General features: G+C 68.0%; 13 protein-coding genes and 1 pseudogene. 11 read left to right on the top strand and 3 right to left on the bottom strand.

All coding sequences use genetic code 11. From position 1 onward, the window contains the following. Window positions 1-150: 150 nt before the first annotated feature. The 3 genes from ACWF5H_RS01115 to ACWF5H_RS01105 all read left to right on the top strand — a co-directional run bounded on the left by ACWF5H_RS01115 (window position 151) and on the right by ACWF5H_RS01105 (window position 4,113). Window positions 151-1,257 (top strand): ABC transporter permease, encoded by a 1,107-nt coding sequence (locus tag ACWF5H_RS01115; protein WP_452035303.1) that lies wholly within the window; start codon window positions 151-153, stop codon window positions 1,255-1,257. A gap of 125 nt (window positions 1,258-1,382) precedes the next feature. Next, on the top strand, window positions 1,383-2,081 hold the full coding sequence (locus tag ACWF5H_RS01110; protein WP_452034272.1) for an ABC transporter ATP-binding protein: 699 nt from the start codon (window positions 1,383-1,385) through the stop codon (window positions 2,079-2,081). 229 nt (window positions 2,082-2,310) lie between these two features. Beyond that, a complete protein-coding gene (locus ACWF5H_RS01105; protein ID WP_452034270.1) occupies window positions 2,311-4,113 on the top strand; it encodes a DUF222 domain-containing protein in 1,803 nt (600 codons plus the stop codon). 149 nt (window positions 4,114-4,262) lie between these two features. Here the strand turns inward: ACWF5H_RS01105 and ACWF5H_RS01100 are convergent, their stop codons facing one another. The 3 genes from ACWF5H_RS01100 to ACWF5H_RS01090 are packed head-to-tail and all read right to left on the bottom strand — an operon-like array spanning window position 4,263 to window position 8,351. Beyond that, complete coding sequence (locus ACWF5H_RS01100) at window positions 4,263-5,282, bottom strand: PHP domain-containing protein (protein WP_452034268.1); 1,020 nt, start codon at window positions 5,280-5,282, stop codon at window positions 4,263-4,265. A gap of 40 nt (window positions 5,283-5,322) precedes the next feature. Beyond that, window positions 5,323-6,762: a phytoene desaturase family protein gene (locus tag ACWF5H_RS01095; RefSeq protein WP_452034266.1), complete on the bottom strand. Its 1,440-nt coding sequence runs from the start codon at window positions 6,760-6,762 to the stop codon at window positions 5,323-5,325. Continuing rightward, on the bottom strand, window positions 6,759-8,351 hold the full coding sequence (locus ACWF5H_RS01090) for a glycosyltransferase family 87 protein (protein WP_452034264.1): 1,593 nt from the start codon (window positions 8,349-8,351) through the stop codon (window positions 6,759-6,761). Before ACWF5H_RS01090 ends, ACWF5H_RS01095 begins: the two co-directional genes overlap by 4 nt. A 140-nt stretch (window positions 8,352-8,491) precedes the next feature. Between ACWF5H_RS01090 and ACWF5H_RS01085 the strand changes: the two are divergent. The 8 genes and pseudogenes from ACWF5H_RS01085 to ACWF5H_RS01050 form a co-directional block, all read left to right on the top strand. Next, window positions 8,492-9,544 (top strand): annotated as a pseudogene (locus tag ACWF5H_RS01085) (cytidylyltransferase domain-containing protein); the annotation flags it as partial. A gap of 174 nt (window positions 9,545-9,718) precedes the next feature. Further along, window positions 9,719-10,636 carry an N-acetylneuraminate synthase family protein gene (locus tag ACWF5H_RS01080; RefSeq protein ID WP_452035301.1) on the top strand — a complete coding sequence of 306 codons (918 nt, stop codon included), beginning with the start codon at window positions 9,719-9,721 and terminating at the stop codon, window positions 10,634-10,636. A 9-nt stretch (window positions 10,637-10,645) separates the two neighbouring features. Next, complete coding sequence (locus tag ACWF5H_RS01075; protein ID WP_452034262.1) at window positions 10,646-11,617, top strand: glycosyltransferase family 2 protein; 972 nt, start codon at window positions 10,646-10,648, stop codon at window positions 11,615-11,617. Continuing rightward, window positions 11,614-12,969 (top strand): polysialyltransferase family glycosyltransferase, encoded by a 1,356-nt coding sequence (locus ACWF5H_RS01070; protein ID WP_452034261.1) that lies wholly within the window; start codon window positions 11,614-11,616, stop codon window positions 12,967-12,969. Before ACWF5H_RS01075 ends, ACWF5H_RS01070 begins: the two co-directional genes overlap by 4 nt. 10 nt (window positions 12,970-12,979) lie before the next feature. After that, window positions 12,980-14,092 (top strand): hypothetical protein, encoded by a 1,113-nt coding sequence (locus ACWF5H_RS01065; RefSeq protein WP_452034259.1) that lies wholly within the window; start codon window positions 12,980-12,982, stop codon window positions 14,090-14,092. Continuing rightward, a complete protein-coding gene (locus tag ACWF5H_RS01060) occupies window positions 14,089-15,336 on the top strand; it encodes a DUF6716 putative glycosyltransferase (protein WP_452034258.1) in 1,248 nt (415 codons plus the stop codon). Before ACWF5H_RS01065 ends, ACWF5H_RS01060 begins: the two co-directional genes overlap by 4 nt. 69 nt (window positions 15,337-15,405) lie before the next feature. After that, window positions 15,406-15,837 carry a hypothetical protein gene (locus ACWF5H_RS01055; RefSeq protein WP_452034256.1) on the top strand — a complete coding sequence of 144 codons (432 nt, stop codon included), beginning with the start codon at window positions 15,406-15,408 and terminating at the stop codon, window positions 15,835-15,837. An 81-nt stretch (window positions 15,838-15,918) separates the two neighbouring features. Continuing rightward, window positions 15,919-16,596, top strand: a complete 678-nt coding sequence (locus ACWF5H_RS01050) for a DUF6766 family protein (protein WP_452034254.1) — start codon at window positions 15,919-15,921, stop codon at window positions 16,594-16,596. Window positions 16,597-16,607 lie beyond the last annotated feature (11 nt).

Here is a 16,607-nt window from a genome sequence, read left to right as displayed (position 1 = left end):
ACCGCGGGCATCAACCGATCGGTTGACCGGCAGCTCAACCGACCGCCGGCCGCGGATCAACCACCCACTCGATGTGCGCGCACGCCCTGCGCGGGACGCTGGAACAAGCCCGGAAAACGGGGCACTCAAGCAATGAAAGTAGGACCAATCGTGTTCCTGGCACTTCGGGATATCCGGTTCGCAAAGGGCCGCTTCCTCCTCATGGGCACCGTAGTGGCCCTGATTACGTTGCTGCTGGTGATGCTGTCCGGGCTGACCGCCGGGCTGGGAAACCAGTCCGTGTCCGCCATCCGGCAGCTGGGTTCGGACGGCAAAGCCAACGCCGTCGTCTTCGGCTCGGCCGCCGGCAATGACCCCGCCGCGTCGTTCACGGAGTCTCAGATCAGCCACGAGCAGTTGCACGCCTGGCAGCAGGCGCCCGGAGTGGAAGGTGCGGAGGCGCTCGGCATCAGCCAGAGCCGGTTGAGCGCGACCGGCAGCACCAACGTGGCGGTCTTCGGCGTCGAGCCCGGCAGCGCGCTGGCGCCCGCACCCGTGACCGACAACTCCCTGGTGCTGAGCCGGACCGCGGCCGACGACCTGGGCGCGGTAGTGGGCGACACAGTGCAGCTGGCCGGACGGGAGCTGGAGGTCTCGGACGTCGTCGACGACCAGTGGTATTCCCACACGCCGGTGGTGTGGACCTCGCTGGCCAAGTGGCAGCAGGTGGCCCACATCAACGACGCCGGTGCCGCCGACGGCCCGATCGCCACCGCGGTTGCCGCCCGACTTTCCGACGGCGATCCGTCCGGGGCGGCCGCTGCGGCCGCCAACCAGGAAGCCGGCACCATCACCACCTCGGTCACCGGAGCCTTCCAGGCGTTGGGCTCCTACCAGAGCGAAAACGGATCGCTGATGCTGATGCAGGGCTTTCTCTACGGCATTTCCGCCTTGGTGATCGTGGCCTTCCTGACCGTCTGGACCATTCAGCGGACGCGGGACATCGCCGTGCTCAAAGCCATGGGCAGCTCCGACTCCTACCTGCTCCGCGACGCGCTGACGCAGGCACTGGTGGTCCTGGCCGCCGGCGCCGCAGTCGGCGGCGGCGCCGGAGTGCTGGGCGGAGTCTTTGCTTCCCAAGCCGCGCCCTTCCTGCTGACCCCGGCCAGCACCCTGCTGCCGATCGCCGGAATCGTGGTCCTCGGCATGGCCGGTGCCGTGCTGGCGGTCCGCCGGGTGACGCGGGTGGACCCGTTGACGGCACTGGGCGGCAGCTGACAATTCCCGGCCTTCATTCAGGCGCTCCGTAGCGCAACTGCCTGCACGCGCTCCGTAGCGAAACTGCCTGCAACAGCCTCCGCGGCTTTCAGGCCCGGACCCCCACTCCCCGAAGGAACAACCCCATGACACACGCACTCAGTCTCCTCAACGTCACGCTTGATTACCCCGACGGCGACGGCACCACCAAGGCCCTGGACCAGGTGGACCTGCAGGTTCCCGCCGGCACCCTGACGTCGTTGGCCGGTCCGTCCGGTTCCGGGAAGTCCTCCCTGCTGGCGGTCGCCGCCACGCTCATCCGGCCCACCGCCGGCGTCGTGTTGGTGGACGGCGTGGATGCCACGGCCCTGGGCCTGAAGGAGTCGGCCGAACTGCGCCGGCAGAAGGTGGGGATTGTCTTCCAGCAGCCCAACCTGCTGGCCTCGCTGACCGCACTGGAACAACTCCAGATCGGCGCCCACCTGCGCGGCGGGAAACCGCGGGACGCCCGCTCCCGCGGCTTGGAGCTGCTGGACATCGTTGGGCTGTCCGGTGCGGCCCACCGCCGCCCGCACCAGCTCTCCGGCGGGCAGCGCCAGCGGGTCAACATCGCGCGGGCGCTGATGGGCAGCCCGCGGGTACTGCTGGTCGATGAGCCGACGGCGGCGCTGGACCACGAGCGCTCCCAGTCCGTGGTGCGGTTGCTGGTCCAGATCACCCGGGAATTCGACGTTGCCACCGTCATGGTCACCCACGACACCGAGTTCATTCCGCTCACCGATGCCGTGGCCACCATGCGCGACGGCCGGCTCTCGGCGCCACGGAGCACCGTCACCGCCGCGTAGGCCAGCGCTGCGACCTGAGCACTGCGCGACGTGCTGGGCTCCGCACGCCCTGAGACATCGCTGCAACTTGAGGACGGCACACCCTCAGTCAGCGCCGCGCCCTGCGCCGACGTTGACTCCCGGAGCGCAGCGCGGCGACCGAGCGTTTGTGGCTTGCGGCGTCCCACTATCCCTACACAATGGGCTGATTCGCTGGTGGGTCGAATGTGTGTGCGAATAAAATTGGGGTATGGCGCTTGCACCGTTGGACCGCACCGGGGAGATGGAGGAATCTCTCTCCGGAGTGCGCGCCCTGCTGCAGGACGTCGCCGCATGCTTCACCGCCGAATCAGGGTCGCTGAGCAGACGGGAACTGGCCAACACGGTGGCTGCCGTCGAGGACGTTTCGAAAATTGTGGAGTTCCTGCAGGCCGTAGGAGCCCAGGCGGTGGAGCGTGCGGACATCGCCGCGAACGGGGAAACCGCGGCCAGGCCCGGTGCCTTTGCGGACGCGCCTGATGCGGCCGGTGCGGCAGGGTGGGCGGACCCGGCTGCCTCTATCGTCGGTCCCGGAAACAACGCCGGCGGCGCTCTCGACAACGTCGAAAGCCTTGAGTCAGCGGGGTCGGGCGGCGCGGGTCCGAAACAGCAGCAGGGCCGGCGTAAGACCGAGTTCCGGAACAACGCGGAGTATTTGCGCTCCCGGCTGGGGATCGGCATCGTTGAAGCGCGGCGACGGCTGCGGGTCGGAGCCGTGGTGACCGCGCCGGTGCGGTTCGACGGTGAACCGAGCGCTCCGGCGCTGCCGATGCTGGCCGAGGCAATGTCCGCCGGCGAAATCAGCTCAAACGCCGCGGCCCTGGTCACCGATTCAATCGCCCGTGCCCGCCACGCCGCCGATCCCACGGCACTGGAGGCGATGGAAGCGTCGCTGATCCGGCAGGCCGCCGAGACCGATACGGACACGCTGGCGATGGTCGCGAAGACCTGGGAGACAGCTGTCGACCAGGACGGTGCCGAGCCCTCGGACGAGGAACTGCGGTCCCGGCAGGGCATGTTCTACCGCGGACGCCGGCGCGGCTTGCACCAGTTCGTCATCAACACCACCGACGACCAGTACGAAGCCCTCGCGACTGTGATGAACAGCGCCGCGAACCCACGCATCCAATCCGACGCCATCGAAACCGCCGCCAACAGCCCGCACGGCAACGGAACCACGGTCTCCGGCATGATCGGCTTGAGTGGCAACGACGATCCCGCTGGACCCAGCGATGCCCGCGACGCAGGAACCCGGGATGACGGATCTGGCATCCCGGCAGTTGGAAGGGAAGATGCCAGCCACACCGAGACGGGTTCTGCATCGTCCCCTCGCCGGCGAGCAGAAGGTGGCGACCCTGTGGAAGCAGAGTCACCCCGCGGAGCGGTGGACACGGCCGTCGTTGCGGGAATGGATGACTTCACCAGGGCGCAAAAGCTGCTGGCCGGCCTGGTCGGTGCCTGCCGGATCGCCCTGAACACCGATAAGCTCCCGGACTCCGGCGGACACCGCACCCAAGTCATGGTCACTACCGGCTACGAACAGCTGGCCGGATTGCTCTCTGGCGGCGGCAACGCCGTGTTCAACGGCCCGATCTCGGCCAAAACCGCGCGCCGAATGGCCTGCGACGCCGACATCATCCCCGCAATCCTCGGCACCAAAGGCGAAGTCCTGGACCTGGGCCGATCACAACGGTTCTTCAACCGCGCGATCCGCCGGGCACTGCTCATCCGGGACAAAGGCTGCGCCTTCCCGGGATGCACCATGCCCGCGTTCTGGACCGAAGCGCACCACATCGTGCCTTGGTGGGCCGGCGGCCGCACTGACGTCAACAACGGAGTCTGTCTCTGCGGCCTCCACCACGACCTGATCGAGCAAGGCAACTGGGAAATCAACGTCCTCGACGGCATCCCGTGGTTCACCCCGCCCGCCTACATCGACCCCCACCGCAGACTGCTACGAAACACGTACTGGCAAACCCACATCCCACCCCGACCGCTGGCAAGCAGACAATGAAACGTGGACTCGCGTGCGCTCTGGGCAGCGGGACGATTAGCCCGCTGATGCCGGCACGAACGTGGCTGCCGAATCGATGCGGCTCGCCGCCAAGGGGGCATCCGAACCATGTTCCGAATCCGCCCCGGCTAGAAGCGCCGAGAACGGCTTTACCTGCCCTGGCTGCACCACTCCAGGAGGCGCTCCACCGGCCACGTAGTGATGATCCGTTCGGCGGGGACGCCGTTTTTGGCGGCCCGTTCCGCACCATAGTGGAGAAAATCCAGCTGGCCGGGCGCGTGGGCGTCGCTGTCGATGCTGAACAGGCAGCCGGCGTCGAGCGCCAACTGGATCAGTTCATCCGGCGGGTCCTGCCGCTCCGGCCGGGAGTTGATTTCGACGGCGACGCCGTTCTCGGCGCAGGCGGCAAAGATCCGCTCGGCGTCGAATTCGGATTGCGGCCGGGTTCCCCGCGATCCCTTCACCAGCCGCCCGGTGCAGTGGCCCAGCACATTGGTGCGCGGATTGTTGATGGCGCCGAGCATCCGGCGGGTCATGGTGCCCCGGTCCGACCTAAGTTTGGAGTGGACGCTGGCCACCACCACGTCCAGCCGATCCAGCATCTCGGGTGTTTGGTCGAGTTCTCCGCTCTCCAGGATGTCTGCTTCGATGCCCGTCAGGACCCGGATACCGTCGGCCTCGGCATTGATCTGGGCCACCAGGTCAAGCTGCTTGGCCAGGCGCTCCGCGCTCAGGCCGTTGGCAATCTTGAGGTTCGGCGAATGGTCTGTCAGGGCCAGGTAGTCGCGGCCGAGCCAGCGCGCCGCGTCCACCATGTCTGCCGGCGGCGAGCCTCCGTCGGACCAGTCGCTGTGGCTGTGCAGATCACCGCGGAGTGCTTGGTGCAGCTCGCGGCCGCCCTCGGCCAGCGGCTCAGCCGATCGTTCCCGCACCTTCACCAGATAGTCGGGGACCTCGCCGTCGACCGCCTGCTGAATGACGACGAAAGTGCTGGCGCCGATCCCCTTCATGCTCTTCAGCCGGCCGCTGCGTGCCCGTGCGGCCAGCTCGTCGGGGTCCAGTCCGGCAGCCACAGCGGCCGCTTTCCGGAACGCCTGCACTTTGAAGGTAGGCGCCAGTTCGCGCTCCAGCCAGAAGGCTATTTCATTCAGGGCCGCTACGGGATCCATGGGACCATCTTGCCTTCGATCCGCCCCGCGGGCCACGGCTTCAGGGCTGCAGGGGCGGTACAGCCAGTCCATAATGCGTCTGCAGGGCGAGCGCGGCGGCGCGGTAGCCGGCCATCCCGTGCACTCCGGGCCCCGGCGGTGTTCCGGCCGAACACAGGTAGACGCCGTCCAGCGGGGTCTGCCAGGGTTTGGGGCTGAGCACCGGACGTGCAGCGAGCTGCGGCAGGGTGACCGCGCCGGTGCCGAAATCGCCGCCCACGTAGCTGGGGTTGTACGCCGCGTAGTCGGCCGCGGACATGCTCGCCGAGTCCACCACCAGGTCGGTGAACCCCGGCGCGGCCCGTTCCAGCGCGGCCGTGATCACGGGCTCCATGTCCCGGGTGGAGCCGTTCGGCACGTGGCAATAGGCCCACAGCACGTGCCGGCCGGCGGGGGCCCGGGAGGGATCGACCACGGCCGGTTGTGCCGCCAGGATCACCGGGTCATCCGAATGCCGGCCCCGGGCAATGGCCCGCTCGGACGCCGCCATCCGTTGCCGTGTGCCGCCCAGGTGCACGGTGCCGGCCCGGCGCAGTTCCGGGTGCGCCCATGGAACCGGTCCGGACAAGATGAAGTCCACCTTGGCCGCGCCGGGTCCGTACTTGAAGTGCCGCAATGCTCGGGCGTAACGGGCCGGGAGCCGGCCGCCGGCCAACCGAAGAAGTTCCGTGGGCGAAGTGTCCAGCATGACCACCCGGGCATCGGTCAGTTCGGCCAGCGATGCCACCCGGTGCTCGGTCTCCACCCGGCCACCGTGGGCCCGCAGGTCCCGGACCATGGCGTCGATGATGGCCTGCGATCCGCCCGCAGGAAAGGGGAATCCCACGGCATGCGCCAGCGCGCCGAGCATCAGTCCGGCCCCTGCGGACGATAGGCGCCGCACGCCGCCCGGGGTGTGCGCAGCCACTCCGGTCAGCAGTGCGGGTGCGAACTGTTCCTTAAAACGCAGGTTCCAGGCGGGCGAGCCCTGCTCCAGGGTCCGGATTCCGTACCGGAAGGCCGTCACCGGATGGGCAGGCACGCGGAGCAGCTGGTCCATGGTGAACTCCATCAGGGCGTCGGTCCGCGCCACGAGCGGCCCCATCAGCTGCCGGTACGCGGCGCCGTCGGCGCCCAGTCCGTCAACGGTCCGTTCCAGATCGCGGTAGGCCACCGCCGCGGCTGCCCCGTCGATCACGTGGCCGTAGGAGACCTCGGGCGCCAGCAGTTGGATCCGCCGGTCGAGCCCGAATTCGCGGAAGAACTGGGAGGCAGCGGCCATCGGATGCACAGCCGAGCAGACGTCGTGCCAGTGACCGGGCTCCATCAGCTCCAGGGTCCGCGCGCCGCCGCCGGGCGTGGGGGCCGTTTCGAACACCGTGACGTCGAGGCCTGCACGCGCCATGATCACGGCCGCGGCCAACCCATTCGGCCCGGCGCCGACTACCGCTACGTCCGTCACGATTGATCTTCCCCTTCCGGCTCTCTGTTCAACCTTGTGCCCTCGGCGTCCCCGCTGGCAATGCCCGGCCACCGGGACGACGGCCGCAGCTGGTCTATGCCGTGCGCAGAATATTCGACTGCGGCGCCCCCTGCGCCGGGTGCCGGTTCCGCCCGAGCCGCGGGCACGCGGCCCGGCAGCGGGAGGGCGAACTTGTCCGCAGCGCCGTCAAACTCACCGCCCTGGGGATCATCGGTGTCCACGCGCCGGACCGGATCATGCTCAGGCAGCCAAATGGCCCGGACCACCTTTCCCATGATGTATGCCGTTGCGGCGATGTGCGCCAGGACTGCCAGCACGTAATAGGGCGCATCCAGGTTCCGCACTGCTTCGCCGCCGCTGGTGACCTGGCCCAGGTGCATCCATATGGCCCACCAGTGCAGCAGCTCGAAGAACTGCCAGATCAGGAAGTCCCGCCATCGCGGATGGGCCAGCGCCACCAGCGGCACCAGCCAGACCACGAACTGCGGCGAATACACCTTGTTGGTCAGCACGAACGCGGCCACCACCAGGAACACCAGCGACGCCATCCGCGGGCGGCGCGGCGCGGCCAGGGCCAGCACAGCGATTCCTGCGCAGGCCGCCGCGAACAGCATGAAGGATGCGGTGTTGATGAACTCCGGGGTGAGGACGGGCAGCTGCTGGCGCTGCGCCGTCAGGTTGTAGGCATACCAGATGGACGAATACCCGGCCTCGCGCTGCCGGCTGTAGTCCAGGAAATGGAACCAGCCGCCGAAGTCCCGCAGCATGAACGGCAGGTTGGCCGCCAGCCAGACCCCAGCCGCGGCGGCGGTGGACGCGACCAGCGGGCGGTAGCGCCCGGTGCGGATGGCCAGCAGCAGGATGGCTCCGAGGATCAGCACCGGATACAGCTTCAGCGCCGCGCCGAGGCCAAGGAACACGCCGGCCAGGACCGGCCGGCGCCGCGCGAAGGCAAGCATCGCCAGGGCCGCCAGCATGGCGGCCCACAGGTCCCAGTTGATTGTCCCCGCCAGCACGATTGCCGGTGCCAGCGCCACCATGGCTGCGTCCCAGGGCCGCCGGTGGCTCATGCGCGCCGTGGCGATCACCGTGACCAACCAGGCCACGGCCGCCAGCGTGGCGTTGATGTCGAAATAGGCCAGGGCCCGGCCCGCAGACACGCCCTCGCCCGGCACCAGCCACGCCGTCGCCCCGGCGAGCAGCCCCAGCAGGACCGGGTATTCAAACGAACTGCCCGCGCTGATGAACGGCACCACGCCCTCGGCCAGCCCGCGGGTTTCGAACAGCACCGGCCAGTCTGAATAGCAGCCCATGTAGAAGTAGTCCGGCAGCTCCCACCCGGCCAGCCGGCAGGGCGTCTTGACCAGGACAGAGAGCAGCGCGGCGAACGTGGTCAAGGTGATCAGCACGCGCTCAACGGTGAAGAAGCCGGGCGAGACGAGGCCCGGGGCACTGTGCCGGCCCAGGGGTCCGCCCACCAGTTCGGTGAACTGCCTGAGGAACGGGTCGTTGCGGCTGGGCACCACAATGCGCAGCGGTCTGCGGCGCGAAGAGCGGGGCCAGGGCATGCTCCCAGCGTACTGGCGGCCGCACTCTCGGCCACAGCTGCGGAACCGTAGGGCGGGTTGGGTGAAACGTCCGCTGTTGCTCGCCTTCCCGTAACCTTGGGCACCCCGGGCCGTTACCGGCTCTTCCTACCGTGATTCCAATGAGTTACACCGACCCCCAGGAAGTACTGGTCGTCATCCCGGCCCGCGGCGGCTCCAAAGGGATCCCGTTCAAGAACCTGAAGCCCGTGGCCGGCCGCAGCCTGGTGGCCCGCGCCGTCGACAGCGCGCTGGCGGCCCCGGCGGTGACCGACGTCGTGGTCAGCACCGACCATCCGGACATTGCCGCGGAAGCCGAACGCTGCGGCGCCCGCGTGGTCATGCGCCCGGCGGACCTCTCCGGCGACACCGCCAGCAGCGAGTCCGCGGTGCTCCACGTGCTCGCATCGCTGCCCCGGCCGCCGGCGGTCACGGTCCTGATGCAGTGCACCTCGCCGTTCATCGATCCGGGCCAACTGAACGAAGCCGTGCTGGACGTGCTGGAGGGCCGCGCCGACGTTGCCTTCTCCGTCACCGAGAGCCACGCGTTCCATTGGATGCACGACGGCGGCGGTGCCGTCACCGCCGTCGGGCACAGCGCCGACGTGCGCCCCCGCCGGCAGGACCGCACGCCCCAGTACCGGGAAACCGGAGCCTTCTACGCCATGCGTACCGAGGGTTTCCTGGCCCGTCAGCACCGCTTCTTCGGCCAGCTGAAGCTGCAGGAAGTGCCCGCCGAGCACGCCGTCGAAATCGACTCGCTGGAAGATCTGGCCGTGGTCCGCGCGCTGGCCGACCAGGCATCCACGCCGCTGGCCGCCGGCCTGGACGTGGATGCCCTGGTGATGGACTTCGACGGCGTCCACACCGACGACCACGCCTTCGTGAATGCCGATGGCGAGGAATTTGTCCGCGTGAGCCGCGAAGACGGCATGGGAATCTCCCGGCTGCGCAGCACCGGAATTCCCCAACTGATTCTGTCCACCGAGCGGAACAAGGTGGTCAGTGCCCGGGCGCTCAAACTCGGCATCGACGTCCTACAGGACGTCGCGGACAAGGCCGGAGCCGTCCGCAGCTGGATGGCCGCCCACCGGCTGGATCCCGACCGGGTTGCCTACGTGGGCAACGACGTCAACGATCTGCCCGCCATGGGCGTCGTTGGTTGGCCGGTGGCTGTGGGCGATGCCCGCGCCGAGGTCAAAGCTGCAGCACGGACTGTGCTCCAGCGCCATGGCGGCGAAGGCGCAGTCCGCGAGGTCTGCGAACTCATCCTCGCTGCCCGAAGCGGTGCCGACGACCAACGCGGCCGCCAACTACAAGCCACAGCAACAACAGAAAGAGTGCAGCTCATGACTACTGAAGCTACCGTTTCGAACACCGTTCCCGCCGGTGCGCCGGCTCCCGTCGCTATCGGTGACGTGCAGGTCGGTGCCGGGCAGCCGGTCTACGTGATCGGCGAGATCGGGATCAACCACAACGGCGACATCGAGATCGCCAAGCAGTTGATCGACGTCGCGGCCGAGGCCGGTGCGAATGCGGTGAAGTTCCAGAAGCGCACGCCGGAGATTTCCACCCCTGCGGATATGCGGGACAAGATGCGCTCGACCCCGTGGGGCGAGATGACTTACCTGGATTACCGGTACCGGGTGGAGTTCGATATGCCGATCTACCAGAAGCTGATCTCGCACGCCGCCGACCGCGGGCTGCACTGCTTCGCCTCGCCGTGGGATGTTCCCTCGGTCGCGTTCATGGAAGAGGCCGGCGCGCTGACCCACAAGGTCGCCTCCGCCTCGGTCACCGACCTGGAGCTGCTGGCCGCGCTGCGCGAGACCGGCAAGCCGGTGATCCTCTCCACCGGGATGTCCACGATCGAGCAGATCGACAAGGCCGTGGAGACGCTGGGCACGGAGAAGCTGATCCTGATGCACGCGACCTCCACCTACCCGCTGCCGCCGGAAGAGGCGAACCTGCGGATGATCAGCACGCTGCAGGAGCGCTACCAGGTGCCGGTGGGTTACTCCGGGCACGAGCGGGGCCTGCAGATCTCGCTCGCCGCGGTCGCTTTGGGCGCGGTCACGGTGGAGCGGCACATCACGCTGGATAGGACCATGTGGGGCTCGGACCAGGCGTCCTCGCTGGAGCCGAAGGGCTTCGAGGCGCTGATCCGCGACATCCGGATCCTCGAAGATGCCATGGGCGACGGCGTCAAGCGTGTCTTCCCGGGCGAGCTGGCACCGCTGTCCCGGCTGCGCCGGGTGGACGGCTAAGCACCCGCCATGAACCAGCCATTACTGAGCGTCATCATTCCGGCGAAAGACCAGGCACCTTTCATCCGCGACGCGATGACCAGCCTGACCCGCCAGTTCGATGATCCCTCGGTGATGGAAATCATCGTCATCGATGACGGTTCCACCGACGGGACAGGGGAGCTGGCCGCCGCCTTTACCGGCAGGCTCCCCGGCCTGCAGATTAACCGCAACGACACGGCCTGGGGCCTGGCCGCGGCGCGCAACCAGGGTCTGGACGCTGCCACGGGAAGGTACATCACCTTTTTCGATCCGGACGACTGGTACGCCCCCGGGCATCTGTCCCGGATTACCGAAGAAATCCGGCAGCTGGGCGTGGACTTCCTCCGGGTCGACCACATCCGCCACACCAACGGAGTCCGGACCGTCCACCGGGCCCCGCAAGCGGTGCGCGGCGTCGCCCTCGATCCGCGCAACGACATCGGGCCTTCGGACGATTCGACCATGGTCGACTACCCGTTTGCGCCCTTCGGCATCTTCGACGGCGCGCTCAAAGAGGCCGGCCTGCTGCACTTCCTCGACGGCCTGCATACCGCCGAAGACCGTCCCTGGATCTGGCGCCTGCATCTGCAGGCAGCTTCCTATGCGGTCTCGGACCAACTGGGCGCGTTCTATCGCCGCGGCGTCGCGACGTCGCTGAGCCAGGTCTTCGACCGCCGGCAGCTGGATTTCCTGCGCAGCTACGCCGAAGTCTTCCGGTTGGTGGCGGAAGACCGCGAGGCAGACCGCTTTCGGCCCAAAGCCATCCGGCAGTTCCTGGCCATCGCGTGCCACCACCTCGATCGGTCGGATTCCATGACCCGGCCCGTCCGCCAGGAGCTGACGTCCGGCCTGCGCGCTGCCGTGGCCGGCCTTCCGGCCCACGCGGTCGCGGCCGGGTTGCAGTCGCTGGGCGACCGCCGGTGCAAGACACTGGAATCAGCAATCGGAGCAGTGAAGTGAAAGAGCTTTTTGTCGTCTCAACGCTGTACCAATGCATCTCGCTGGCAGCGGCCATCGACGACGCCGCCTTGCCGCAGACGGACAATGAACGCATTCTGGTGCTGACCAACAACGCGATGATTCCGGAAATCAGCGTTCCGTTCCACGAGTCCCCGGGGTTCACCGAGGCGGCCGGCCGATTTGACCGCGTCGTGGACCTGAGCAGCCTGCTCTGGCCCCGCCGGCCCGGCCAGTTCAATCCCCGCGAGCAAGACCTTGACCTGTGGCAGAGACTGCTGCGTTCGGAATGGGAACTGGGCGGCGACCCGGTGCACCTCTACGTCGAATCCATCCAGGTGGACCCCGCGATCGCGTTGGCGCGTATCTTCGCCAGCGCCCGGGTATCCGTGCATTCGGACGGCCTGATGAGCTACGGCCCCACCCGGAATCCCGTACCGTTGGCCGTGGCCCAGCGGCTGGATTCCCTGCTGTACGTTGACCTAGTTCCGGGCCTGCGCCCGCAGTTGCTGCGCGAACACGGTCCGAAACTGGTTCCGGTGGATCCGGCTGCGCTGCGCCGGGCCATGGAACAACTGGACCGGTCCTTGCCGCCGCTTGCCCTTCCGGCAGCCCGGCACGGGGATGCCGGCACCGGAACGGCCCTGTTGCTGGGCCAGTACCTGGCCGACCTGGGGATCCTCTCGGACGAGGAAGAAGTCACGCTTCATCGCCGGATGATCGAAACGGCCAAAGCCCGGGGAATCCGGCACTGCGTATTCAAACCCCACCCCGGCGCCGGGCCGGGAGCCGTCCGTGCCATCGAGGCCTCGGCGCGGGAACTTGGGATGCAGCTGGACATCCTGGAATCCTCTGCCCCGGCCGAAGTGGTCATGCAGCGGCTTGAGCCGCAATTGGTGGTGAGCTGCTTCTCCACCGCCCTGATGACAGCCAAATACCTGTTCAACTTCGACGCCGCAGCCGTCGGGACGGCGCTGCTGTTGGAGCGGCTGAGTCCGTACGAAAACAGCAACCGGGTGCCGGTCACCATCATCGACGCCGTGCTGGAACGGGACGTCCAGGCGCCGGTCCACGAAGGCGCGGACACTCCGGCCGCTCGGCGACTGCAGCCGCTAGTCGAGGCGGTCTCCTATTGCATGCAGTCGGATACGCTGGCGTTGGCCCGCCCCGGCGCGGAAACTTACCTGCTCAGCATCAAGGACGGACCCGAGATGCGCTACTTCAAGCGGCGGCGGCTGACCAAGCTGCAGCTGCCGGGCGGCCTGCCCCCTGCAGTCGGCGCGCGCCCGCTAGCGAAGGTCGAACGGATGGGCCGGCGTGCCGTCCGCAAACTCAAATCGGCTGTCGCTTCGTGAGGCGGAAGTGATGACACAGACAGCGATCACAGCAGCGTTCCTCCCCCAGATGGGCCCGGTAGTGGACCGCAGGCTGGCCCACCCGAAGCCCGGATCCGTCGCCAGGCCGGGGCACCGGAGCGAACTGGCCCGTCCGCGCTTCGGCCGCGCCGCCGTCTGGGCCGAGTCGCCGTTGCAGTTGCTCAGCGCCGTCGAGGCCCACGGAGCCGGCCTGCTGGGACAGGAAACCCTGATCCACCCGCGCAGCGACGCCGTCGGCATGGACAGCACGCTGAAGTCGCTGATGGCACAGGTACCGAGCGGCGTGCGGTTCACACCGCCGTCGTCCGCGCTGCCCGCCGTCCGCAGCCGGAAGCTGGACCGCTGGGTGACCGGCGACGCCTATTCGGGCAAGGTGCAGACCGAACTCTTGCGCGGCGTGGTCGCTGACGAACTGGTCATTGTGGACGACGGCCTGGCTACGCTGAGCCTACTGAAGAAGCTGGTCAGCGACGGGCCCACGCCGCTGATCCGTCCGCGGGCCGTGCCGACCATGCGGCGTAAGGCGCTGGGCCTGGCCACGTGGTGGACCCTGCGCAGGATGGCGAGCCAGGGCCGGCTGCTGGTGTTCACCGCTTTGTCTGTGCCCGACGCCGTGGAGAAGAAGTTCAGGGCCCTCGGCGGCCATCTGGAACGGCACCGGTTTGAGTGGCTGGGCACCCAGCCGGTCACCGAGACCATCCACGAACCAACCATCGTGGTGGGCTCGGCCATGCCCGCCGACAAGCTGATCCGGCCCGAGCCGTACAAGGACTGGGTGCGGTCGCTGACCGAGGAGGGACCGGTTGCCTATTTCCCGCACCGCCGGGAACAGCCGGACCTGCTCAACGAATTGGACGCCCACCCGATGATCCGCGTCAAGCAGCACACGATTCCGGTGGAAATGCGCCTGCGCGGCCTGCGGCCCGGGCAGGTTGTCCGTGCGCTGCCCTCCACGGTTTTGGCCTCCTTGCGCCTGATCCTGACCCCGTCCGGCGTTCCGCTGAAAGGACAGCCGGTACCGGACGACTGGTGGTTGCCGGAGACAACGGAAGAACTGCGCCGGCACCTGAGCAGTTCGCTGCGCGATGGAGGCAAGCGATGACACTGGGACCGCACAGCACGGCCGAGTCCGCAGTCGGCGGGAACACTCCGGTCCGCCCGTTCCGCGTGTTGGCGGTCGCCGACAGCGATTCGTACCTGAAGTTTGCCTGCGCCACGCTGGAATCCCTCGGCGAGGGCTGGGAGCGCGAAGTGCTGCTGGTCCGCTCCCCCATCCTGCCCACGCTGGAACAGATCCAGGCAGCCACCCCCGGGACATTCCTGGCCGGCAAGGCGCCCCGGGTGATCCCCGCGTCGGCGCTGAAGAGCGCCTTGGCGGGCGCCGACGTCGTGCTGGCAGCGGCCACTGGACCCGTGGTGGAAGAAGTCTTCACGCAGGCCTCCCGGCTGCCGCGCCGGCCGGCGCTGCTGTCAGCACTGCCCGGCGTCGCTTTCCCGGCCACCCGCAAGGCGCTGCACTACCGCGCCCTCGGCGACGCCTTCGTCACGCACAGTCATGCCGAATGCCGCGCGTTCAGCGATCTGGCCGATGCCATGAGGCTGCCGCAGCGGATCCTGGTTTCGCGGCTGCCGTTCCTGGCCTCGCCGGGCCGTCCGGAACCGCAGCAGATCCCGCTGCGTTCGGTGGTTTTCGCTCCGCAGGCCAAGGTTCCGGTGGAGCGAGACCAGCGCGTGGCCATCCTGCAGGCCTTGGCGGCCTTGGCGCGTCGGCGGCCGGAACTGTCGGTGCGGGTGAAGTTGCGGGCCTGGGCCGGCGAGCCTCAGACCCACCTGGAGCAGCACCCCTTCGACCAGCTCTGGGCGGATCTGGTGGCGGCCCGCGCCGTCGGCGGGCACGAGCTGGAGTTCTGCACCGGTCCCATGTCCGCTCAGCTCACGCCGGCCGCGGCCATGGTCACGGTCAGCTCCACGGCCGCCCTGGAGGCGCTCGACGCCGGCCTGCCGGTGCTGATCCTGGACGACTTCGGCCTCACCGAGCAGATGCTGAACAAGGTCTTCGAGGGTTCCGGGCTGGTGGGGAGTCTGGACGATCTGGTGGCCGGCCGGTTCCGCCACCCCGACCACGGATGGCTGCGGGACAACTACTTCCATGCCCCAACAGTGCCGTTGGACGAGCTGCTGGTGAACTTCGCCGAACGGGCCCGGGCCGGGAAACTGGTGACGGATCCGGAACGGCTGGCCGCGGTGCAGCGCCGCAAGATGCGCTCGAAGCTGCGCACCGTGCTGCCCTCGCCGGCTTTGAAGCTGGTGCGGCGGCTGCGCAATGCCCGCCGGCTGCCTGCCTGATCGACAAGCACTCAGCAGGGCACCGTTTGGAACCTTTGCTGTCCGGGTACTGACCGGGCAGGAGGAAAAATGCATACGAGTCGTTTCAGCCAGCGGCTGCGGCGCCTTCCGCCGCTGGCAGCTCTCCTGGCGCTGGCCTTTGGAGCCGCCGGATGTGCATCGTTGAACCCGGGCAGTGAGGATGCCGCTGCCGCAGCAAGCGGGTTCCTGGCCGCGGTCCAAGCCGGCGACGGGGCCGCGGCGTGTGCCTTCCTGGCCCCGGTTGCGGTTGAAGAGATTGAGGGCGACGAACCCAGCAGCTGCTCGGGGAAGATCCTGCAGCTGCATCTTCCCGCTGCCGGAAAGGTGACCGGGAGCCAGGCGTACGGGCGGAACGCCCAGGTGGTGCTGGACACGGACACCATGTTCTTGACCCGGTCGGGCGACCGCTGGAAGGTCCTCGGCGCGGGCTGCACCTTCCGGGGCGAACGCCCGTACGACTGCGAAGTGGACGGGAGCTGAGATGCGCTGGTCCTTCTGGATCCTGCTGGGAGTCATCACCGCCGGGCTGATTTACATGACGGCCATCGGGGTGATGGCCCGATGAAACACAACCCGCTGCTCACCAACGGCTTGAGCACGTGTTTCGGCCTGCTGTTCGGCGCCTCGCTGGTCGGCCAGGCGTTCTCCGGGCTTGCCGCCTTCAATGAGGAGCAGATCGCCTCCGGTCTGGAAACCATCTCGTTCTGGCAGTACGTGGCATCGTCCAGCTTTGCGGTGGACGTTTCCGAAAACTGGCAGTCCGAATACCTCCAGTTCCTGCTGCTGATCCTGATCAGCATTTGGTTGGTGCAAAAAGGCTCACCCGAGTCGAAGGAGTTGGACAAGCGGGGCAAGGAGTCGGACAAGGAACAGCTCCTGGCCCGGTTCGCACGGCCGGATTCACCCAAGTGGGCCAAGGCGGGCGGCTGGCGTGCCAAAGTCTTCTCGAACTCGCTGGGCCTGGTCATGGGCGCCATCTTCGTGGCGTCGTGGTTGGTGCAGTCGATCAGCGGTTTCAGTGCCTTCGCCGAGAGTCAGATCGGCAACCTGCAGGATCCGGGCAGCTGGGGTGAATATGTGGGCTCCCCGGAGTTCTGGAACCGGACCCTGCAGAACTGGCAATCCGAATTCCTGGCCGTTTGGTCCATGGTGATCTTGTCCGTCTACCTGCGCCAGCGAGGTTCGCCCGAATCCAAGCCGGTGGGACAGCCGCACGATTCCACCGGGGTGAGCGGGTAGCCCCCGGCCGC

It is taken from the genome of Arthrobacter sp. NPDC055138, assembly GCF_053607305.1.
This window is presented reverse-complemented; position numbering and strand designations above follow the sequence as displayed.